Origin of the sequence: Rhizohabitans arisaemae (assembly GCF_025996515.1) — a bacterium.
Classification (GTDB): Bacteria; Actinomycetota; Actinomycetes; order Streptosporangiales; family Streptosporangiaceae; genus Rhizohabitans; species Rhizohabitans arisaemae.
This window is the reverse complement of record NZ_BLRH01000034.1, coordinates 732320-753721: the sequence shown is the minus strand read 5'-3', so window position 1 is coordinate 753721 and position 21402 is coordinate 732320. Positions and strand designations below refer to the sequence as shown.

General features: G+C 69.7%; 21 protein-coding genes. 15 read left to right on the top strand and 6 right to left on the bottom strand.

The genetic code is table 11. From position 1 onward, the window contains the following. Positions 1-14 precede the first annotated feature (14 nt). The gene (locus RUR_RS19000; RefSeq protein ID WP_283136426.1) at positions 15-689 is read left to right on the top strand and encodes an ArsR/SmtB family transcription factor; all 675 of its coding nucleotides are present in this window, start codon (positions 15-17) and stop codon (positions 687-689) included. Between the two features lie 81 nt (positions 690-770). On the opposite strand, the gene RUR_RS18995 is transcribed toward RUR_RS19000, so the two are convergent. Continuing rightward, positions 771-1424 carry a TetR/AcrR family transcriptional regulator gene (locus RUR_RS18995; protein ID WP_283136425.1) on the bottom strand — a complete coding sequence of 218 codons (654 nt, stop codon included), beginning with the start codon at positions 1422-1424 and terminating at the stop codon, positions 771-773. Between the two features lie 75 nt (positions 1425-1499). Here RUR_RS18995 and RUR_RS18990 point away from each other — a divergent pair, with 75 nt between their 5' ends. Beyond that, positions 1500-2210, top strand: coding sequence for a GAP family protein (locus RUR_RS18990; protein WP_283136424.1), 711 nt, complete (start codon positions 1500-1502; stop codon positions 2208-2210). A 117-nt stretch (positions 2211-2327) separates the two neighbouring features. On the opposite strand, the gene RUR_RS18985 is transcribed toward RUR_RS18990, so the two are convergent. Then, positions 2328-2708 (bottom strand): nuclear transport factor 2 family protein, encoded by a 381-nt coding sequence (locus tag RUR_RS18985; RefSeq protein WP_283136423.1) that lies wholly within the window; start codon positions 2706-2708, stop codon positions 2328-2330. Positions 2709-2791: 83 nt separating this feature from the next. Between RUR_RS18985 and RUR_RS18980 the strand changes: the two genes are divergently transcribed. Beyond that, positions 2792-3442: a winged helix-turn-helix transcriptional regulator gene (locus tag RUR_RS18980; RefSeq protein WP_283136422.1), complete on the top strand. Its 651-nt coding sequence runs from the start codon at positions 2792-2794 to the stop codon at positions 3440-3442. Positions 3443-3461: 19 nt separating this feature from the next. Continuing rightward, entirely contained in the window at positions 3462-3791 is a 330-nt protein-coding gene (locus tag RUR_RS18975) for a hypothetical protein (RefSeq protein WP_283136421.1), read from the top strand. A gap of 331 nt (positions 3792-4122) precedes the next feature. On the opposite strand, the gene RUR_RS18970 is transcribed toward RUR_RS18975, so the two are convergent. Together RUR_RS18970 and RUR_RS18965 are read right to left on the bottom strand one after the other, a co-directional pair. Next, a complete protein-coding gene (locus RUR_RS18970) occupies positions 4123-5100 on the bottom strand; it encodes an aldo/keto reductase (RefSeq protein WP_283137046.1) in 978 nt (325 codons plus the stop codon). Continuing rightward, positions 5100-5531: a PPOX class F420-dependent oxidoreductase gene (locus tag RUR_RS18965; protein WP_283136420.1), complete on the bottom strand. Its 432-nt coding sequence runs from the start codon at positions 5529-5531 to the stop codon at positions 5100-5102. Before RUR_RS18965 ends, RUR_RS18970 begins: the two co-directional genes overlap by 1 nt. Before the next feature lie 102 nt (positions 5532-5633). Between RUR_RS18965 and RUR_RS18960 the strand changes: the two genes are divergently transcribed. The 7 genes from RUR_RS18960 to RUR_RS18930 all read left to right on the top strand — a co-directional run bounded on the left by RUR_RS18960 (position 5634) and on the right by RUR_RS18930 (position 12830). Further along, positions 5634-6479 carry a helix-turn-helix domain-containing protein gene (locus tag RUR_RS18960; RefSeq protein WP_283136419.1) on the top strand — a complete coding sequence of 282 codons (846 nt, stop codon included), beginning with the start codon at positions 5634-5636 and terminating at the stop codon, positions 6477-6479. 112 nt (positions 6480-6591) lie between these two features. Beyond that, positions 6592-6921, top strand: a complete 330-nt coding sequence (locus RUR_RS18955) for a DUF6247 family protein (protein ID WP_283136418.1) — start codon at positions 6592-6594, stop codon at positions 6919-6921. A 697-nt stretch (positions 6922-7618) separates the two neighbouring features. After that, the gene (locus RUR_RS18950; protein ID WP_283136417.1) at positions 7619-7921 is read left to right on the top strand and encodes a hypothetical protein; all 303 of its coding nucleotides are present in this window, start codon (positions 7619-7621) and stop codon (positions 7919-7921) included. Positions 7922-7944: 23 nt separating this feature from the next. Next, positions 7945-9330, top strand: coding sequence for a sensor histidine kinase (locus tag RUR_RS18945; protein ID WP_283136416.1), 1386 nt, complete (start codon positions 7945-7947; stop codon positions 9328-9330). Next, the gene (locus tag RUR_RS18940; protein WP_283136415.1) at positions 9327-9986 is read left to right on the top strand and encodes a response regulator transcription factor; all 660 of its coding nucleotides are present in this window, start codon (positions 9327-9329) and stop codon (positions 9984-9986) included. Before RUR_RS18945 ends, RUR_RS18940 begins: the two co-directional genes overlap by 4 nt. Positions 9987-10060: 74 nt before the next feature. Continuing rightward, the gene (locus RUR_RS18935; RefSeq protein WP_283136414.1) at positions 10061-11599 is read left to right on the top strand and encodes an SLC13 family permease; all 1539 of its coding nucleotides are present in this window, start codon (positions 10061-10063) and stop codon (positions 11597-11599) included. A gap of 13 nt (positions 11600-11612) precedes the next feature. Then, a complete protein-coding gene (locus tag RUR_RS18930; RefSeq protein WP_283136413.1) occupies positions 11613-12830 on the top strand; it encodes a glycerate kinase family protein in 1218 nt (405 codons plus the stop codon). Between the two features lie 136 nt (positions 12831-12966). Here RUR_RS18930 and RUR_RS18925 read toward each other — a convergent pair whose 3' ends face one another. Together RUR_RS18925 and RUR_RS18920 are read right to left on the bottom strand one after the other, a co-directional pair. Then, positions 12967-14196 carry a PucR family transcriptional regulator gene (locus RUR_RS18925; protein ID WP_283136412.1) on the bottom strand — a complete coding sequence of 410 codons (1230 nt, stop codon included), beginning with the start codon at positions 14194-14196 and terminating at the stop codon, positions 12967-12969. 263 nt (positions 14197-14459) lie between these two features. Then, positions 14460-15377: a proline racemase family protein gene (locus RUR_RS18920; RefSeq protein WP_346349048.1), complete on the bottom strand. Its 918-nt coding sequence runs from the start codon at positions 15375-15377 to the stop codon at positions 14460-14462. 159 nt (positions 15378-15536) lie between these two features. Between RUR_RS18920 and RUR_RS18915 the strand changes: the two genes are divergently transcribed. The 4 genes from RUR_RS18915 (at position 15537) to RUR_RS18900 (ending at position 21132) form a co-directional block, all read left to right on the top strand. Then, positions 15537-16796: an alpha-hydroxy acid oxidase gene (locus RUR_RS18915; RefSeq protein ID WP_283136410.1), complete on the top strand. Its 1260-nt coding sequence runs from the start codon at positions 15537-15539 to the stop codon at positions 16794-16796. 186 nt (positions 16797-16982) lie between these two features. After that, positions 16983-18017 carry a dipeptidase gene (locus RUR_RS18910; protein ID WP_283136409.1) on the top strand — a complete coding sequence of 345 codons (1035 nt, stop codon included), beginning with the start codon at positions 16983-16985 and terminating at the stop codon, positions 18015-18017. A gap of 65 nt (positions 18018-18082) precedes the next feature. Continuing rightward, entirely contained in the window at positions 18083-19483 is a 1401-nt protein-coding gene (locus tag RUR_RS18905; protein WP_283136408.1) for a serine hydrolase domain-containing protein, read from the top strand. A gap of 86 nt (positions 19484-19569) precedes the next feature. After that, complete coding sequence (locus RUR_RS18900; protein WP_283136407.1) at positions 19570-21132, top strand: gamma-glutamyltransferase; 1563 nt, start codon at positions 19570-19572, stop codon at positions 21130-21132. Positions 21133-21402 lie beyond the last annotated feature (270 nt).

Here is a 21402-nt window from a genome sequence, read left to right as displayed (position 1 = left end):
GGCATGATGGCTACATGCCCCCACTCGCCGAGACCGCCGGCCTGCTCGCCGACCGTACCCGGGCCGCCTTCTGCCAAGCCCTGCTCGACGGGCGAGCCTGGACCGCGGGCGAGCTCGCCCGGCACGCCGGGGTCCGCCCTTCCACGGCCAGCGAGCAGCTCACCCGCCTCATCGAGGGCGGGCTGCTGACCGAGGAACGCCAGGGCCGGCACCGCTATGTCCGGCTGGCCGGGCCGGAGGCGGCCGCCCTGATCGAAGCCCTGGCCTCGTACGCCTCCTACTCCTCCAGCCCGCGGAGCCTACGCCAGTCGGTGCGGCTCAGCGCCGAGGCCAAGGCCCGCACCTGCTACGACCACCTGGCGGGGCAGCTGGGCGTGGCTCTGGCCGACGCAATGATCGCTCGAGGCCTGGTCGCCGACGACTCCGGGCTGGCCGTCACCCCGGCGGGCCGTACCTGGCTGGCCGACGCCCTGGGCTACCGGCATCCCGCCGGCACCCGAAGGCCCTTGGTGCGGAGTTGCCTGGACTGGACGGAGCGCCGACCTCATCTGGCCGGAGCACTGGGAGCAGCCCTGTGTGCGACAGCGCTGGCGAGACAGTGGGTGCGGCGGGTCGGCTCGGGGCGCGCGGTGAAGGTGACCCCGGTGGGGGGCGAGGCGTTCCGTGAGTTGCTGGGAGTGCGGTTCTAGGTCGTAGCCACGGTGTCCGCCCGGTCGAGTGCGTGCAACCCATCGGCCCCTGGAACCCGTGCGGCCCGTGGCGGTTTCCGGTCACGGCTGGTGCGCGCGCCGATCCAACCCTGCGGGAGGTACGGCTTCCAGCAGTGAACGCAGCAGTGGTGCGACGGTGTCGGCGGACATTTCGCCGGGTGTGTTCATGAGCTGGGAGGCGAGTCCGTCGACGAACGTGTGCAGGATCGCCGCCCAGAGCTCGACCTGGTCGTCAGGGTGCGGGAGCGTGGCCTGGTCCGGGTCGCGGACCGGCTCGTATCCGCGCATGAAGGTGATGCATTGACGGTACAGCGCCCGCTGGTCGTTCCACGCCGTGGAGCCTCCTTCCGGAGGATGCTGACGTTCCCATTCCACCACTGCCGACCACAGCGCGTACTCCTCGCGCCGCTCGGCGTCGAGCGGCAGCATCTCCTGCACGATCGCGGCGATCCCTTCGACCACCGAACCTGCGGTGCGGGGCCGCTGGACGCGGGGGAGGACCCGCCGCCGAAGGGTGTCGGTGGTGGCCTGGACGACGTAGGCCTGCAATTCGTGCTGATTCTTGAAGTAATGCCGCAGGGACCCGGTGGACCAGCCGGCTTCGGCGGCGACTCCGCGGACGGTCACGCCGGCCAGGCCTTCGCGCAGGATCACCCGGATGGCGGCCTCGCCGAGCTCGGCCCGTCGCTGGTCATGATCAACAAGTCGCGGCACTTCCTCATGCTAACACGCATGTGCTATTTTAAATAGCACGGGCGTGTTATTAACTGTTCTTGGAGGGGGACCGGTTTGTCGATCGAGACCATTGGCGCGGTGCTCGGACTGGCCCTGCTCGATACGCTGAGCCCCACCGTGATCGGGGTGACCCTCTATCTGCTGCTGGCCAGGCCGCGCCGCATGAGTGCGCTGCTCGGGGTGTATCTCGGATCGGTGGCGATCGCGTACTTCGCCCTGGGTGTCCTGCTCATGCTCGGCTTGAGCGCGGTCGTGCCCCTTGTCGACGACACCGTGTGGGCTTGGGGACAAGGCGTCTTCGGTGTGGTGCTCATCGTGGGGAGCTACCTCATCCCCGCCAAGGACCCCGAACGCGGATCCCTCCGGGCTCGGGCCTTCACCGTGCCGGCGATGCTCCTGCTGGGGCTGGGAACCTGGCTGTTCGAGTTCGCCACCGCCGTGCCGTACTTCGGCGCGATCGCCATCATGACCGCGGCCGGTCTGACGGCCGTTCAATGGATGCCGCTTCTCGGTGTTTACGTGACCATCATGGTGATTCCCGGCATCCTGCTCCTGGCGGTATGGGCCGCCTTGGGGGAACGGATGCGTGAACGGTTTGAACGGTGGCGGGACAAGCTCTCCACCGGATCCCGCACCGCCCTGAGCTGGATCGTCTTCATCGCGGGAATCCTGATCCTGCTGGAAGCGGCAAGCACGCTGTTCCCAGGGGTGGTCGGCGTCACTCCCGGGAGTGGATCCACCGGCCCAACGGGTGCCCGGCCGTAGGCCGTACCGGGGTGGGGCAAGCGCCGAGACCTTGGCCGCACCCCCGACCGGGCACCCGGCCGGGACCGGGCGCCGTACGAGCTCCAAGACCGGTGCCCCAGCCGGGGCCGATCCCGGTCAGCCCCCTCCCTTGGCGATGTAGTCGGCGGGGTCGTACTGGATGCGAAGCGCTTGGATCTTGCCGTCGGCCACGGTGAAGAACTCGGCGAGCCTGACGACACCCCGGGGCAGGTGGGCGTCGTAGAGTACGGCGCTGCCGCCGGGCCCGTTGACCTCCTGGATCAATTCGATCTTGCCCACGTTGGCGATGAACCCTTTGACGCCCTGGGTGAAGGGGGCCGCCCCGGTGACGTGCCCGGCGAGGGGGCCTTCGAATGCAAGGTCGTCGGCCAGCAGGGGCGCGAGCTCCCGGCCGTCTCCGTAGTTCTCGATTCCGCCGGTGAGGACCTGGTAGTAGGCCCTGAGTACGGAAGGTGCGCTGTCGCTGACGACAGTCATGCGATCTCCCTCGGTCGCCGATGATTGGTAGAGAAACTAAACTATGAAGTTGAGAATCACAACCAGCCTGATAGGCTGAGGCCATGCGCTCGTACAACCAGTACTGTTCGATGGCCCGTGCCCTTGACCTGGTTGGCGACCGCTGGACGCTGCTCATCGTCCGCGAACTGCTCACCCAAGGACCCTGCCGGTTCTCCGACCTGCGACGCGGATTACCCGGCATCGCCAGCAACCTGCTGGCCGAGCGCCTCCGCGAGATGGAGTCGGCCGGGCTGATCATTCGGCGTGAGGAGCCGCCACCGGTCGCCGCGACGCTGATCGGTCTCACCGGCCGCGGCCAGGACCTTGGCAGCGTGGTGCGGGAGCTGACTCGCTGGGGAGCACCCCTGATGACCGCCCCGTCGGCCGATGACGAGTTCAGGGTGCATTGGTTCTCGCTGCCCCTGCGCCACCTGTGCCGGGACGGCTCACCGGACGAGCCGGCCGTGGTCGTGCGCCTCGGCGACCTGTACGACGGCTGCGACGTCATCGCCGACCATGGTCGGGTCGATGTGCGTCCGTGCTCGACCGAGCGTCAGCCCGACGCCACGGTCACGGCGCCACCGCAGGTGCTCGTCGCGCTCTTCACCGGACTGATGCCCCTGCGGACGGCCCGGACCAAGGGGCTGGTCGTCGACGGCTCAGCGGCGGCATTCGACCGCATTCTCCCGAAAGGAGAACAAAATCATGATTGACGGTCGAGACACGCCAAACGTGAGTCTCCTCGATAGGATCGCCGAAGACTTCGGTAACGCACCGGACGTCGCCATGGGGACGATGTTTCGCAGCCCAGGGCTTCGCACCGGCGGCAAGATCTTCGCCTTCCTCGGTCACAACGGTGAACTCATCGTGAAACTCCCGCAGGATCGAGCTCGTCGGCTCGTCGACGCGGGAACCGCCGAACACGTGACCATGGGAACGCGGACAATGCGGGAACGGGTCGCGTTTCCAGCCCAAGGAAACGATACGGCGACCCTCATACTGTGGCGAAAGGTGGCGCGCGACGCCCATCGGTACGTCGGCTCCCTGCGACGGTCCAGCTGATCGGCAGGCTTGCCCCGGCCTCCGCCGCCCCACGATGTCGCCCGCCTCACCCCGGACCTGCGAGAGGGGAAGATCGATCTGCACGTGATCGATCACGGTGTCGACATCGAAACCTCCGAAGGTCGTGCTGTGTTCGGCATGCTGTCGATACCGGCTGAACCGCAGCGGGATCCTCGTCAACGGCTCAGGTCCGCGGCCGCCGTCCCGGTTCACCATAGGCAGACGCCAGGAGTTGTACGACGCGCGGACCCGGAGCATCCGGTCGATCGCCGACCGTGGTTTGGCGGACCTGCTGCGGGTGGCCATCGTGGGCGGTGCGGCAGTGAGCGGGTCAGCGGCCGTCGAGCCTGGTCTCGATCTCGGACAGCGGGTGGGTGAAGAGATCGGCCGGGTAGCCCGGGTCGAACTGGGCCACCGCGTTCAGACGGTCCACGGTGTCGGCCGGCAGATCCACGTCGAGGGCCCCCAGGTTGTCGCGGAGTTGCCGGGCGTCACGTGCGCCGACGATCGGGTGCACCGCCGCCGAACGGGCCCGGGTCCAGGCGATGGCGACCTGGGAAGGAGTCACTCCGAGCTCCGCGGCGACCTCCTGGACGGCGTTTGCGGCCCGCCGGTCGCGCGGCGTGAGGGAGGCCGGGTCCACTCTGGTCCCGGTGGGGGCGGCCCGGGTGTCGGTGAACTTGCCCGAGAGGATCCCGGCCTGCAGCGCCCCGTAGACGGCCACACTCATCCCGTGGGCCTCGGCCATGGGCAGCAGCTCCCGCTCGATGTCCCGGGTGAGCAGGCTGTAGGGCACCTGGATCCCCGCGAACGACGACCAGTCACGCCATTCGGCCAGTGCGTTGGCCCGGGAGACGAGCCAGGCCGGCAGGTTGGAGGCCCCGGTATAGAGGATCTTCCCTGCGCGGACCGCGTCGTCCAGCGCCCGCATGGTCTCCTCGACGGGCGTGTGCCGGTCCCACGCGTGCACCCAGAACAGGTCGATGTAGTCGGTACGCAGCCGCCGCAGGCTCTCCTCCAGCGAGAGGGTGAGGTTCTTCCGGTGGCCGCCGCCCGCGTTCGGGTCGTCGGCGTCCCTGCTCAGCGTGAACTTCGTGGCGAGCACGAACCGGTCGCGACGGTGCCGCAGCAGGCCGCCGAGCACCTCCTCGCTGTCCCCGTAGGCCGATGCGGTGTCGATGACGTTGCCGCCCGCGTCCGCGTACAGGTCGATCATCTCGGCCGCCTCCTCCGGCCCCTGGAAGGTCATCGCGCCGAGGAACAGCTCCGAGACCCGCAGGCCGGTCCTGCCGAGCAGCCGGTAGCGCATCACGCCACATCCCGCGCGGACACCTCGAAGAAGTCGGTGTCGATCCCCATGGTCACGATGCGCCGCGGATGGATGCGGATGTACGCCGGGTCGAACGGCATGTGGGCACCGATGCGCTCGCCTAGGTCTCCACCCCCGGAGGTGTGGGTCTTCGCCCACCCCCGGACCTCGATGTACCTCGGCAGCCAGGGGTCGACGGAAGCCAGGTCGTCCACGATGAGCGCGACCTCCGGATGGCGTTGGGCGTCGCGGAACTTCTTGCTCGTGGCCATGCCGCTGCCCTCGACCCCGCCGATCACGATGTCGCGGGCCTCCGGGTCGTAGAAGACGCCGACGGGCACGACGTGGGGGCGGCCGTTGGGCCCGACCGTGGCCAGACGCCCGAGTGGCTGGCTGGTCAGGTAGGTGATCTCGTTGGGGGTGAACGTCATGGAGACAGCCTGGTCGACCGGGTGTGGCGGCAGGAAGACCGGGATGAGGCTAGCCCTGACAGGGCCACCGTCCGAACGCGCCGCCGACCGTAAACTCGGGCTGTGAGCGACACCGAGTTGGGGAAGTTCCTCCGCGGCCGCAGGGACGCCGTCACACCGGGCGTGGTCGGGCTGCCCACGGGGCCGCGCCGGCGGACGCCCGGTCTGCGGCGCGCCGAGCTGGCCACCATCTCCGGGATCAGCGTCGACTATCTGACCCGGCTGGAGCAGGGCAGGGATCGAAACCCGTCGCCCCAGGTCCTCGCCGCGCTCGCCGACGCGCTGCACCTGACGTTGAACGAACGGATCCAGCTCCGCAATCTGGCCAAGTCGGCCTCCGGCGCCGACGCCCTGTGCCCTGGGCTGCCGCCGGAGAACGAGGTGCGTCCCTCGATGCGGGCGCTGCTGGACCGGCTGGAGCCGACCCCGGCGGTGCTGCTCAACCGGATCGGCGAGACGGTCGCCCACACCCGCGCCTACGACCGCCTCGCCCGGCCGGTCGGTCTGCTGGACGGCGAGCCGCCGAACCGCATCCGGTTCCTGTTCGCCGACGACCGGGCCCGAGCCGCCTATCCCGATTGGGAGCACGTCGCCGACGACCGGATCGCCGCCCTCAAGGCGGAGTCCCATCTGGACGACCCGCATCTCTCGCACCTCGTGGACGAACTGACCGTCACGGCCGGTTCACCGTTCAAGGAACGGCTCGGGGCGGCCCCGGTCGCGCCGCGCCGCACCGGCGTCGAGCGTCTGATCCATCCGGAGGCCGGGGAGTTGCGCCTGGCCTACGAGACCCTCGACACCGAAGGCCAGAGCCTGATCGTCTACCTTCCCGCCGACGCGACCACCTCCGAGGCCCTGGACCGCCTCAACCTCCGCCGCCCGGGCGCCCTCCGCGCCGTAACCGGCTGACCGCGGCCATCCGGCCGCAGGCACCACCGGCCGGCGGAGTGAGGAGACAGGTGGCACGATAGCCGCCCGTGAAATCGCCCTCAGCGGCAGTCTCGGACACGGGTAGGAGGACATGGAGGTGATTTTGGTGATGCACAGCGCGGCGGCCACGCCGTCCGATGAACGGGAGTCGCTGCCACAGCTGATCCTGAGCAGGCTGCATGATCCCGCCCAACGGGAGAGCTTCCTCAGCGAGTATCGCTCGGCTCTGCAGCCGGCCGTCGACCCTTGGCGCTTTCACCTGCTTGAGCAGGTTCTTCATCAGTGGGATCTCCGATCGCAGGCCTATCTGCGCGACGGCTACCGGGAGGTCGTCAAGGCCGCCGCGACCGATGCCGAGACAGAGGGCACGTCGCCGGATGAGCCGGTGCCCGGCCGGCGATCCGTCGGCCGAAGCCGGTAAGAGCGGGCACGCTCCATGAACATCACACTTGGCAAGCGGGCGATGGTGTAGTTTCACGAGTTGCCCGCTGCGGTGCAGGCGCAGTTGGTCGAACGGATCGTGGACTTTCCTGAACGTCCGTGGGACGCCGCCTATGCCCCTCACCACGCGCCGAGTACCGGCATTTGTTCTTCGGTGAGGTCGGCATGGCCACTGTCAGAGTGGCGGAGGCGGAACACCGGGTAATGGTCGTCGACATTCTGTGGGCAGGCTAAGCCGGAGGCCCTGTCGGCCGATGGGTCCGGCCCCGGCTTGCGCCCTGGGTCGGACCTACCCGGATCAGGTCTGCGGGAGACCACGGCCGTGGCAGGCGCACGCCGGTGTCGCCGGCCTGGCCGCCGTCATCCGCTCGCCCGCGGCCACCTCGACCTCGGCGAGGATTCGCTCCCGGTCGCCGATGCCGCCACCGCGCCGAAGGCGCCTCGGGCCGGCCAGGCAAGCAGGTCCCTGCGAACGAGACCGGTCACGATTTCCTCACTGGATGACACCGACGACCCCCGGCCTCACGATCTTGCGGGAGACGTGTGCCGTCAAGGGCCGGCGATCATGTTCGGGGCGTGCGCGCCGCCATACGGCCCGGTGCGGGGAGCGGCATGATGAGAGTCCTCTCATCTCGCTCTCACCCTGGTCTCGGTCAACCGCCCGTAACGTAGGGGCCATGGACCGTCGCGTATCCTTCTTCACGCTCATGGCCGGGACCCTGCTCGCCTCGGCCACGACGGTGGTGCTGGTCTGGGCGGGCAGCAGCGATCCGCCCGACCTGGGTTCGGCCCTGGTGGTGTCCAACCCCGCGGCCTCGGTCGCTCCGGCTCCCACGCCCAAGGCCACCCCCAAGCCGAAACCCAAGGCGAAGCCGAGCGCCAAACCGTCTTCCCCCCGGGTATCACGGCGCGATCAAGGCCAGCCGGTGAACCCCCCACCGCCGCCCCGGGTGAGCGACGACGACGATGACGACGACTGACGCGGCGGGGACGGATTGATCCTGTGAGCGCGCGAGCCCGCATCATGGGCTGGATGGCGCTGGTGGTGGCCCTGGCCTTCGGGGTGGCGGTCTTCGCGACCTGGCAGATCCTGCTCTCCCGTCTCGACCATCGGGTGAACGCCGAACTGACCAACGAGGCCAGCAAGCTCCGCAGCTACGTCACGGCCAGTACCGAACGCGACATCGACCTGCTTCTCAGCGGATATCTGACGGTCAACGTCCCCGACGGGTACGAGACCTTCTTCACGGTCCTCGACGGCCGGCTCCATCGGCGAACGTTCGCCCGGCCGCCGGCGGACCTGCACACCGACAAGGCGCTGGTCACGGCAGCCGCAACGGCCGCCAAGCCCATACACGGCTGGGCCGCGAGCGCCGCCGGCCGGGTGCACTACGCGGTCATCCCGGTGCGGAGCGACACCCAGTCCGGCGCGCTGGTCGTCGCGGTGTTCTACGACCGGCTGAGGGGGGAGGTCGTCGACGCCGTGAGCGCGCTCAGCATCACGGCGCTGGTGGCGCTGGCCTTGGCGTGCCTGGCGGGGTGGCTGGTCGCGGGCCAGGTGCTGGCGCCGATCCGCCTGGTGCGACAGACGGCCGCCCGGATCGGCGACTCCTCCGATCTGAGTCGGCGACTCGAGGTCCGGGGCCACGACGACGTGGCCGCGCTGTCCGCGACGTTCAACCACATGCTCGACCGGCTGGAGCGCGCCTTCGCCGTCCAGCGTGATTTCGTGGACGACGCCGGCCACGAGCTGCGTACCCCCATCACGGTCGTCCGCGGTCATCTGGAGCTCATGGGCGACGATCCGGCGGACAACGCGGAGACGATCGCACTGGTCCTCGACGAGCTCGATCGGATGAACCGGATCGTCGACGACCTGCTCACCCTGGCCAAGTCGCAGCAGCCGGGCTTCCTGACGATCGAGGAGGTCGAGATCGCCGACCTGACGGTGAGCGTCCTGGCGAAGGTCCGGGCGCTCGGGCCGCGTACCTGGCGGGTCGAGGAGGTGGCCGACACCAAGATGCCGGCCGACCGGCACCGCCTGACCCAGGCGCTGATCCAGCTGGTGGCGAACGCCGTACGGCACACGGTTCCGGGCGACCCGATCGCCGTGGGTTCCGCCGTACGTGACGGCGCCGTCGAGCTGTGGGTGCGCGACTGCGGGCCGGGGGTGCCCGCTGAGGACCGGGAGCGGATCTTCGGCAGGTTCGTCCGGGCCGGGAGCCGCACCGGTGAGGGCGCCGGGCTGGGGCTGGCCATCGTGTCCTCGATCGCCCACGCCCACGGCGGGGACGTACGAGTCGAGGAGAACCACGGGGGAGGGGCGCTGTTCGTCGTCCGCATCCCGCACGACGGACCCCTCGTGAACCTGGAAGAGGAGGATGGGTGAACCGCATTTTGATCGCGGAGGACGAGGTGCGCATCACGTCGTTCCTGGAGAAGGGGTTGCGCGGCAACGGCTTCACCACCACCGTGGTGGGAGACGGCGTCGCCGCGTACGACTATGCGACCAGCGGCGAGTTCGACCTGTTGATCCTCGACATCGGACTGCCGCGCTGCGACGGTTTCACGGTGCTGCGCAGGCTCCGGGAGGCGAGGACCCCGATCTCGGTCATCGTCCTGACGGCCCGGGACAGCGTCGCGGACACGGTCGCCGCGCTGTCCGGCGGCGCGGACGACTACATCGCCAAGCCGTTCGCGTTCGAGGAGTTGCTGGCCCGGGTACGGCTGCGCCTGCGCGGCGACCGGGTGCCGGAGGTGACGGTGCTGCGCGTCGGCGACCTCTCGCTGGATCTGCGGGCCAGGCGGGCCCATGTGGGGGATCGGGCCGTCGAGCTGTCCACGAGGGAGTTCGCCCTCTGCGAGGTGTTCTGCCGGCATCCGGATCAGGTTCTCACCCGTGAGCAGCTGCTGAGCCATGTGTGGGGGTTCGACTTCGACCCGGGGTCCAACGTCGTGGACGTCTATGTGCGCTACCTGCGGCGAAAGATCGGGCACGACCGCATCGAAACGGTGCGCGGGGTCGGTTACCGGCTGCTGCCGTGACGGCCCGGCCCGGATGAGAGCGTTGTCATCGAAGGCTCATCTTCGCCTCAGACAGCCCGCCGATCCTGGTCATCATGACGGTTACCACCTATGCGACGACACCACGGCGCGGGGACACCCTGCCGTTGCCGGTCGTCGTGTCGAGCGAACCGGATGAAAACCCTGAACGCTCGAAAGAACCACGCCGAAAACGCCGGCTCCCGCTGTGGGTCGTCCTCGCCGTGCTGGCCGCCTTCCCCACGGTCATGCTCCACGTCGTCCCGGGAGCGGAGGCGGGGCTGTCGGAGGAAGGGCGGATCACGCTGGTGGTGTTCGCCTGTGCCGTACTCGCCTGGATGTCGGGACGGCTGGACGACACCTTCGTGGGGTTGGCCGCGGCGGCCACACTGGTCGTGGTCGGCGTGCTCAGCTCGGCCGACCTGTTCCGGTCCATGGGCGGCGAGACGATCTGGCTGCTCATCTCGGCGTTCGTGCTGGCCGCCGGGCTCAACTCCTCGGGGCTCCCCGCCCGGCTCGCCGTCGCCCTGGTGTCCAAGGCGACCTCGGTACGGCAGCTCGCCCACCTGGTGACCGCCTCGCTGCTCGTCACGGCGCTGGCCGTACCCTCCACGTCGGGGCGGGCGGCGCTCGCGGTGCCGGTGTTCACCTCGCTGGCCACCGCCCTGGCGGCCCGGGTCCGGGTGGTGCGGATGCTGGCGCTGCTCTTCCCGACCGTCATCCTGCTGTCCGCGGTCGCGACGCTGATCGGGGCCGGAGCACACCTGATCACCAGTGAGGTGCTCGCGGCGACGACGGGAACCGGCATCGGGTTCGGCCGGTGGCTGATCCTGGGCCTGCCGTTCGCGGTGCTCAGCTCACACCTGGCCACCGAGCTCGTGCTGTTCCTGATGACCCGGCACAAGGACCGTCGCACCCGGCTGTCCGTCGACCGGGCGGCCCTCGCCGAGCAGGCCGGCGCCCAGGTCGAAGGGCCGCTCACCGGCGCCCAGCGGCGATCCGGGCTGCTGCTCCTCGTCGTGGTCGCGCTGTGGTGCACCGAGTCGCTCCACGGCATCGGCCCGGCGATGGTCGCCCTGCTCGGCGCGGTGGCGATCACCACGCCCCGGCTCGGCACGGTCAAGATGAGCCGCGCGATGTCCACCGTGCCCTGGTCGCTGCTCCTGTTCATGGCGACGACGACCGTCCTGGGCGGCACACTGGCCAACTCGGGGGCGGCGGGCTGGCTGGCGGGGGTGATGTTCCGGGGCACGGAGGCGATCAGCGGTGAACGCTTTCTGATCATCGTGGTGGCGGTGAGCACGGCGGCGCACCTGGTGCTCCAGTCGCGCTCCGCCCGATCCTCGGTGCTGGTGCCGCTGCTGATCCCGATCTCGGCCGCGTTCGCCCTCAACCCCGCCGCGGTCGCGTTCGCCTCGACCGCCGCCGCCGGCTTCTGCCACACCCTGCCCTCCTCCGCCAAGCCGGTCGCGATGTTCGCGGCGGTCCTGGACGTGGCCACCTACCGCAAGTCAGACCTGCTCCGGCTGTCGCTGTTCCTGGCGCCGCTCACCGCCGGACTCGTCCTGGTCTTCGCGCTTTTCATCTGGCCGCTGCTCGGCCTTCCCCTTCATTGATCCTGGAGAAGACATGACCGCGATAGTTCCCCTGCGTTTCGTCGTCGCGCCGAGCGGTTTCAAGGAGTCCCTGACCGCGGAGGCGGTCGCCGACGCCATCGCCGCGGGGGTACGCCGGGTCGTGCCCGGCGCCCTCGTCGACATGATCCCCCTGGTGGACGGCGGTGAAGGGTCGGCCAGGACCCTCGCCGCGGCCACCGGCGGGCGGATCGTGGACGTGACGGTCACCGGTCCGGTCGGTGAACCCGTCGCCGCGCATTTCGCGGTGCTCGGCGGTGCGGGACCGCGCACCGCGGTCGTCGAGATGGCGGCGGCTGCCGGACTGCGCCTGGTTCCCGCGGGGCTCCGGGATCCCGGTCGGACCTGCACGTACGGCGTGGGCCTGCTCATCCGGGCCGCGCTCGACCACGGCTGCGAACGGATCCTGGTCGGCTGCGGCGATTCGGGCACCTGCGACGGCGGCGCCGGGGCACTGCGGGCGCTCGGGGTGAAGCTTCTGGACGCCGACGGCGAGCCGGTGGGCCCCGGCGGCGCCGTGCTGTCGGCGGTGACCACGCTCGACGCCTCCGGCCTGGACCCCAGGATCGCCACGACCGAGATCCTCGTCGCCTGCAACCCGCACAACCTGCTGACCGGTGAACGCGGCGTGGCCCGGGTGTTCGGCCCGCAGAAAGGCGCCACACCCGAGCAGGTGGAGACGCTGTCGGCCGCGATGGACCACTGGGCCAAGCTCATGGCCGCCCACAGCGGCCTCGACCTGCGCGAGGTCGCGGGCGGGGGCGCCTCGGGCGGGCTCGGGGCCGGCTTGGCGGCGGTCCTCGGCGCCCGGTTGCTCCCCCGGTTCGAGGTCGTGCTGGACCACGTGGACCTCGACGCGCGGCTGGCGACGGCCGACCTGGTGATCACCGCGGAGGGGGCGATCGACTTCCAGACCCGGTACGGCAAGGTGCCGGCCGAGGTCGCCCGGAGGGCCAAGCGGTACGGCAAGCCGGTCATCGCCCTGGCCGGGACGATCGGGCACGGCGCCCGGGACACCTACGACACCGGCATCGACGCCTTCGCCGGCATCCTGGCCGGCCCCATCGACCTGGACGGGGCCATCGCCCAGGCGGCGCACCTCATCACCGACGCCACCGAACGGGCGCTCCGCCTCATCCTCGTGGGCACCGCCATCGGGCGGACGTACGGCCTCGAACCGGCCCACCGCCTGGCGGGCCGGGGAGCGGCCTGAGAACCATCCGCGGGCGTCGACGGGGTAGCCCGACGCCCTGACAAGGCGCCCCCGGCACCCTCACCCCTCAGCGGCCGGGGGCGCCACCCGGCAGGTCGCCGCGGAGCCGCCTGAGGAGTTTCGGTACGGCCGAGGGCTAGTCGTGTCGAAGCCCCACCAAGCGCGCGATCTTCAGTCCTATGTGGAAGGTCAGACGGTCTTCACCGTTCGTCAGCTGCGCCCCGGTTATCCCCTCGATCCGCTGGAGCCGGTAGTAGAGCGTCGTCCGGTGGACGAAGAGCTTCTCCGCCGTGGCCTGGACGTCACCGGCATGGTCGAGATACGCCTCCAAGGTGGAGGCCAGCTGCTCGCCTTTGGCGCCGACGTCCAGCAGGCGGAGCAGCCCCGGGGGAAGCGCGTCGAGGGTGAGCTCCTCCCGCGGGATACGGGCGAGAAGCCCGTACACGCCGAGGCGGTCGAACCGGGCCACAGGCCCAAGGCCCTCCACCGTCCGCGCGACCCGCGCGGCGCGTTCGGCCTGGCCGTAGGACCGGTGGAAGCCGGTAAGGGTCTCCGCCACGTCACCGAATCCGGCCATGGGCCGCGCGCCGGGGAATCCGCGCGCGAGAGCGTCGAGCAACTCCTCGGCCAGACCCAGCTTGGCGTCCCCACTGACCAGGGGATCTCTGGTGGAGAGAAGGAGCAGGCCGTGGTTGCGGCGGACCAGGCTGGCGTGGCGCCGGTCCGACAGCCGGCCGCTCACGCGCTCGAGGCAGTCGGCGAGGGTGTCGCGTTCGCCGTCCAGCAGTGCCCGATCGTCTGGATGAAGGGTGACGACCAAGGCGACGACCGGCTCACCGGCGGCGAACAGATCGGCGTCCACCAGGTCGGCCGCGGCCTGCTCCCGGGTGGCTTGATCGTCGTGGGCCACCAGGTCGCGGAGGAGCTCCCTAGCACGGCTGCGATGCAGCTGGTGGGCGAGCTGGTCGCGCTGGATCACGACGGCGATCGTGTCGATCGTGTCGAGGACGGTCTGAATCTCGGCTTCGGTGAGCGGGTCGTCACCCTCGAGAATCCACACGAAGCCAAGCAGCACACCCCGCTGCCGGATCGGGAGGCCGAGCCGCTGGGTCGTCGCGCCGATCTCGGGGTTGACGGGCGGGCGAAAGGGCCCCGTCGCGGTCTTCCCCCCGGCGGAACGGATCCAGTCTGCGACCTCCCGGGGTACCTCGCGTTTGAAGATCGATTGCTCCCTGAGCCGATCGATCGCGCCGTACTCATGTGAGGAGAAGGCCAGTTGCCGCAGGCGTGGGTCGTCGACCGTGACATTGCGTCGCAGGCGCTGGCCCAAGCCGTCGACGAGACGTTTCAGCTCTGTAGCTGTCACAGCGAGCCTCCCACCAGGCTTACCCGGTTCGACGGGATCGCCGGCGTCTTAGCGGGTGCGTTACGTTAACACGGGGGTACGTATCCAGACTGAGTTACACGGAACCCGTATAGCGCCATAAAGTACGCAATCACCCTGTTTATGGCTATAGAGTCGCCATTCACTACAGAATGGGTTGCCTCCTTGGGTATGTGACGAGCCACCGGGAGCACCGATTCCGCGGCCGGACCCCGGGGTTTTTGCGGACGCCCGGAAGCAAGCGTTCAACCGGCCTGGGTGCCGACCTGGCCCTGGAGCACGATGTGGGGACCTTCACCGGCGCCGGCGCCGAGGGAAGCGCCGTCCAGCCGAGCCGTGAACGCGTAGCCGAACGGGCTCATATGCTGCAACGTGTTCCCGGCGCCTATCTCGCCGTCTTCGAGGGCGACGACCAGCCGGGCGCAGGTGCCCGTGCCGCAGGGGCCACGGTTCAGGATGGCGTTACCCCATACGACCGCACTCGTCGTCGAACCGCCGACGACGGGCTCGGTGAGGAGCAGCATGGTGGGGGCCGTCTCGGCGGTCCGCCCGACGACGGCCGTGGAAATCGCCCGCAGCAGGGCGTCGCCCCGGGAGGCCAGCAGCACCGGCAGCGTTCCGCCGATGTCGAGCCCGACGTCGTCGGCGGCGACGACGGCGAACGTGTTGCCGGCCACGGTCAGGGTCCTCACCCTCAGCCGGCGGCCCTCGACGCCGACGACGTGATCGGCGGAGTGTTCGGCCGGGGTCTGCATCCGCAAGGCCATGGAGCCGTTCCCGAGGTCTGCGGCGAGAATCGGACCGGCGGTGGTATCGAGGACGACGGTGGAACCCGGGCCGGACGCGAGCATACGGCCGGCGAGCATGGTCGCTTCGCCGCACCCCCCGAGGGGCCCGTCCGCGGCGACGAAGAGCAGCCCGTGGTCGGCCCCCGGCGCCGGCGGGCGGGTCACGACCGCGACGATCGAGTCGGGGTCGCCGTTCCGTTCGTCGAAGAACTCGGTCCGGATGCGCTCCAACGTCTCGGCCAGAGCCTCGCGGACGCCGTCCATCGACGTCGCGCCGTGCACGACGGACGAGGCGTCGACACACGCCACAGGTTGACCGGATGCCGAGCCGACGGCCACCAAGGAGAGATGGGTATCACGAATCACGGTGTTCATCGTCACTTCACGCCGCAGACGACTTCGACCGACAGGCGATGGAGAATCCGCGGCGGGCTTGCGACGGCGGGCGGATGCCGTACCGCCGCCCCGCACCTAACCTCATGACGGCGCGGACCGGTCAGCCGGTGGTCGTCGCACGAAGAGAGGAGCATCCGGATGGCCGCACCGCCCGGGAAACGGAAGACCCCGCGACGGCTGGCACGATGGTCGGAGCTTCGGCCGCTGCTCCGGTGGCGCCCCCTCGTCGTCGACGGTGTCGACCGGCGGCTGAGCCGGGCGCACACCATCGCGGATCTCCGGTCGCTCGCCCGCCGGCGCACACCGCGACCGGTCTTCGACTACGTCGACGGCGCGGCCGAGAACGAGATCGGCATCGAGCGGGCGTACGCGGCCTATCGCGACCTCGAATTCCACCCCCGTGTGCTCCGGGACGTCAGCGTCGTCGACACGTCCGTGGACATCCTCGGGGGACCGAGCCCACTGCCGCTCGTCCTGGCACCGACCGGCTTCACCCGGATGATGCACCACGAAGGTGAGATCGCCGTGGCTCGCGCCGCGGCACGAGCCGGTGTCCCGTACACACTGTCGGCCATGGGGACGACCTCGATCGAGGACCTCGTCCACGCGGTTCCCGGCGCGCGTCACTGGTTCCAGCTGTATCTATGGCGGGACCGTGACGCCGGCGCGCGGCTCATCGAGCGGGCGGCCGCGGCCAAGTACGAGGCGCTGGTCCTGACCGTGGACACACCGGTGGCCGGCGCGCGGCTGCGGGACGTGCGCAACGGTCTGACGATTCCCCCCACGCTGACCCCGCGCACGCTGGCCGCGATGGCGCGCCATCCGTCGTGGTGGTTCAACCTGCTCACCACCCGGCCGCTGGAGTTCGCCTCGCTGACGTCGTGGCACGGAACGGTCGCCGAGCTCGTCAATCAGATGTTCGATCCCCGGGCCGATCTGCGCGATCTTTCCTGGCTGCGCGGCCGATGGCCCGGAAAACTCGTCGTCAAGGGCGTCCAGAGCGTCGAGGACGCGGTTGCGGTGGTCGAGCGCGGGGCCGACGCGGTCGTCGTCTCCAACCACGGTGGCCGGCAGCTGGACCGGGCCCCGACCCCGCTGGAGCTTCTGCCGCGTGTCGTCGACGCCGTGGGCGCGAAGGCCGAGGTCCTCGTCGACACCGGCATCCGCTCGGGTGCCGACCTCGTGGCCGCCCGCGCGCTCGGCGCCTCGGCGGGGATGGTGGGCCGTGCCTATCTCTTCGGGCTGATGGCCGGTGGCGAGCGCGGGGTGTGCCGGGCACTGGGCATTCTGGAGCAGGAGGCCGTCCGGACCTTGCAGCTTCTCGGGGTCGCCCGCATGGCGGACCTGAGTGCCGGCCACGTCTCCCTCCGCGACAGGGGCTACGGCCGGTCCCGCTAGACGCCTTTCCGGAAGGCGTCTGCGGCCGGGAGCACAGCCGCCGTACTCTCACGGTCGCAAATCCGGACGGCAATCCACGACAGGTGCACATGGTGATGGACGGTGCGTCGATTCTAGGTTCGACCCATCCAGGGGTGTGAGGCCTCCCCGAACGCTCGAACACCGGCTCTCACGAGGAGAACGCGGATGGACGCACACACGTTGCATCGGGACGCCGTCGTCGTGGACACGCACAACGACCTGATCCTGCTGGTCGACCACTTCGACCAGCGGTATCAGCGGCGGCACTTCGCCGAGTACTGGCTTCCCCAGCTGCGTGCCGGAGGGGTCGACGTCCAGGTACTGCCGATCTGGATCGAGGAGCAGTTCCAGTCGGAGGGCGCGCTGCGCCGTACCCTGCTGCAGGTCGAGCGGATCCACGAGCTCGCCGCGGAGAACTCCGGCGAGGTCGCCGTCTGCCTGACCGCGGCGGACATCGACGCCGCGCTCGCGGCAAACAAGATCGCGTTGGTCATCGCGCTTGAGGGCGCCCATGCGATCGGGCAGGATCCGGCCTTGATCCGGTCCATGGAACGCGTCGGTGTCCGTGTGGTCTCGATGGCGCACTACGGCCGTACGTTCCTGGCCGACGGCAGCGGGTTCGACGACTCCTCCCGCAGCCGGTTGACGCCGCAGGGCATCGAGGTGCTCAAGGAGATGGAGCGGCTGGGGATCGTCTTCGACATCAGCCATCTCGGCCTCGGCGGGGTCGAGGACGTGCTCCAGCTCGCGACACGTCCGTTCCTGGCGACCCATTCGGCCTGTCTGGCCATCCACGACAGTCATCGCAACCTCGGCGACGAGCAGATGAAACGCATCGCCGAACTCGGTGGCGTGATCAGCGTCGCCGCCGCGATTCCGCACTTCATCGACCCGGTGAATCCGTCGGCGGAACGGGTCGTGGACCACATCGAGCACATGGTGGTGACCGCGGGCGTCGACCACGTCGGCATCGGACCGGACTTCATCGAGGACTACTTCCAGAATCACTTCGGCGGATGGCAGCTGATACCGGGGCACGAAAGCGGGTTCACCCCCGCCGAGATCGAGCGCCCGGCCGACCTTCCCAAGATCACCGAGGTGATGGCGCGGCGTGGCTTCAGCGAGGCCGACATCAAGAAGGTGCTCGGTGAGAACGTGATGCGCGTTCTCCGTCAGGTCATGGGGGTTCCCGGGCGGTGACCTTCGGTGGCGATCTCCACATTTCACTTACATCCGCCTCAGCTAATGAGACAGGGAGCTGATTAGTGTCACAAGCTGACTTATCAGACTTTGTTAGGGTCAGAGCTGAAGAGCTTGGCATGCCGGGCGTCGCCGTCGGCGTTGCGACGGACGGCAGGAAGACCTTCACCTCGCACGGCGTGACCAGTGTCGAGAACCCGCTGGCGGTCGATCACAACACGCTGTTTCATTTCGGCTCGATCACCAAGACCTTCACCGCCACCGCGCTGATGTGCCTCGTCGCCTCCTGCGATGTCGATCTCGGCGCCCCCGTCCGCCGCTACCTCCCCGAGTTCCGGGTCAAGGACGAGCGGGTGGCCGACACGGTGACGGTCCTGCAGCTGGTCAACCACACCTCGGGCTGGGACGGCCTGATCGTCGACACCGGCGAGGGGGACGACGCCCTCGCGGGGTACGTGGCGAGAATGGCCGGCCTGGGGCAGCTCTTCCCCGTGGGATCGAGTGCCTCGTACAACAATGCGGCCTTCACCCTCGCCGGCCGGGTCATTGAGAAGGTGACCGGGAAGACCTATGAGAAGGCCGTCGGGTCGCTGCTGCTCGGACCGCTCGGCCTGACACGGACCTTCTTCTCGGCGAACGAGGCCATCACCCGGAGGGCCGCGGTCGGGCACCACGGCAACCCCGACGGTTCGGTGAGTGTGACCCGGCCCTGGCGTGGCACCCGGAACGGCAATCCCATGGGGGGTGTCACCTCCACGGTCGCCGACCAGCTGACGTGGGCGCTCTTCCACCTCGCGGACGGATGCGACTCGGCGGGGAAGCGGATTCTGCCCCGCGAACTGGCGGCGCTGATGCGGCAACCGTCGGCCGAGCTGTTCGGCAGCGCGCTGGGCGACGCCGTCGGGATCGGCTGGTTCCTGCGCGACGTGGACGGTGTGCGCACCGTCGGCCACGGCGGATCGATGAACAGTCAGTTCGCCCAGCTGCTCATGGTCCCCGAGCGTGACTTCGCGGTGGTCGCCGCCGCCAACGGCGCCCCGGACGGCAACCGGTTCACCAAGGACGTCGTCCGGTGGGTCCTCGACGCGGAACTCGGGCTCGCGGCCCGCGACCCTGAGCCGCTCGCCTTCGACGAAGGACGCGCCTCGGCGGTCGAAGGAACCTACGAGTCGAGTGCCGCATGGGTGACGGTCACGTCGTCCGGCCGGGAACTCACCCTGGAGTTCGGGGTGAAGCCGGAGGCGAATGTCGCGTTGAGCGAGGTGGTGTTCGACTACCCGCCGTTCACGCTCGGCCTGCTGCCCGGAAGGGGAGATCGGTACATCCTCATGAGCGGGGCCTTCACCGGCACCCGAGGCTGCTTCCGTCGTGATGAGACGGGCGCCGTGGTGGGTGTCGATTTCATCGGCCGCCTGTACCGCCGCGTCGGCTCCCTCTCGGTGGGTCGCGGGCGGGTCGTCGAGTGACAGTCTGAATCCCCTCGAAGAGTGAAGGTGCGTTCGCCCGTTTCCGGGCGAGGATCAGGAGAACGGATGAGAACGGATGAGTGCGGATGAGTGAGGTCCCGGCGCGGCCGTCGCGGCCGGATCCGGCGCAGATGTCGGCGGTGGGCCGTGGTGCGATGATCTCAACGTCGCATCCGGCGGCGTCGGCGGCGGGGGTGGCCGCGTTGCGTGCGGGTGGCAGTGCGGTGGACGCCTATCTGGCGGCGGCCGCGGTGCAGACCGTGGTCGAACCCACCATGACCACCCTGGGTGGCGGCCTGATGGTCGCGGTGTACGACCCGGCCACGGGTGCCGGCCGCATGGTGGCCGCTGCCGGCGGGCTTCCCGCCGCCGAGGACGGCGATCTGGACGAGGCGGGCCGCTGGTCGGGCCGTACCGTGGTCACCCCGGGCTGGGTGCTGGGGGCGCATGCGGCGTGGTCGAAGTGGGGGCGGCTGGGCTGGGCGGAGCTGTTCTCCGGTGCGCTGACGGCGGCCCGGGAGGGTTTCACGGTCGATCAGCTGCTGTGGGGCTGGGCCTTTGAGTGCCGGACGGTGGCGGGCCGGTATGCGGCCGGTCGCCGGGTGTGGTTCCCGGACGGGCACATGTTCGGCGTGGGGGAGGTGTTGCGGCAGCCGGAGCTGGCCGAGACCATCGGGAAGCTGGCCGAGCAGGGTCCGTCCTATTTCTATGAGGGGGAGTTCGCCCGTCGTTATGTGGAGACCGCGCGGGCGGCCGGGGGCCGGATCACCTTGGACGACATGGCCGCGGGGGCGGCGGCCGACGTGGCGTTGCCGGTATTGCCGGTGGCCGGGGGTTACGAGCTGCACACCACCGGGTCGTTGTACGCGTTGATGCTGAGCATGGCCGGAATCGGCGGTCTGGGGCGGCGGGGCCGGCCCGATGAGGATCCCGAGAGCCTGTATCTGCTGATGCGTATCGTCGAGGAAGCCTGGCATTACGGATTGTCGATCTCCGGAGATCCCTTCAGCGGGAAATCCCCCCTTGACGCGATGGCCGACGCGGTCTCGCCCGAGGTCGCGGAGAGGTTGTGGCGGCAGGTCGAGTCGGGGCCGCCGAGGCCGTTCGACGCGATGAACATGGGCACCAACGCGATCGTGGTGGTCGACGGGTCCGGCATGATCGCGTACGGGACGCACTCGGCGACGTCCACGCCGTTCGGGGTCGGCCTGATGGTGGACGGCGTTGTCGTGACCCGCCCCATCACGCTGTTCACCGAGCGGTGGGCGCCCATACCGATGGGCTGGGGGACCTCGCTGCTGGCGGTACGGGACGGCCGTCCGGTGCTGGCCGCCGGCTCGCCCAGTGTCTCCGCCTTGCAGAACGTGCTGCAGAACTCGGTGAACATCCTGGAGCGGGGCATGGATCCGGCGGAGTCGGTCCGGCAGCCGATGTTCGGGGCTGCGCGCTATCCCAGCCGGCGGCCGATGGTGGAGTCGACCATGGGCGAGCAGGCCATCACCGAGGTGGAACGCCGCGGTTTGGGAATCACCCGGGTGTCGCCGTGGGAACCGGAAATGGGCAGCTTCCAGGCGGTGCACATCCGTCCCGACGGGACCCTGCACGGGGTCGCCGACCCCCGCCGCCTCGGCCGGGCCGCCGGCTACTGACCCGGCACACGGGTAACCCCCGGTCCTTTTGCCGAGCGGGCGCCGAGCGCACGACGTCATCAACGGTGCTGACGTCGTGCGCTCGGCGCCCGCTCTCGTATGACCCCGGTCGCGTACCTGTGACGGCGGTCGATCCGACAAAGTGCTGTGCCGCGCAGGTGGGGATTGCGACGGTTGTCGTTGGTCTCGCGCCATCCCATATAGCAGGCTGAATTGTGCCACTGAGTCGCGTTCGCCCGTTTCTGGGCGTATGCAGTCTCGTCTTTGGGC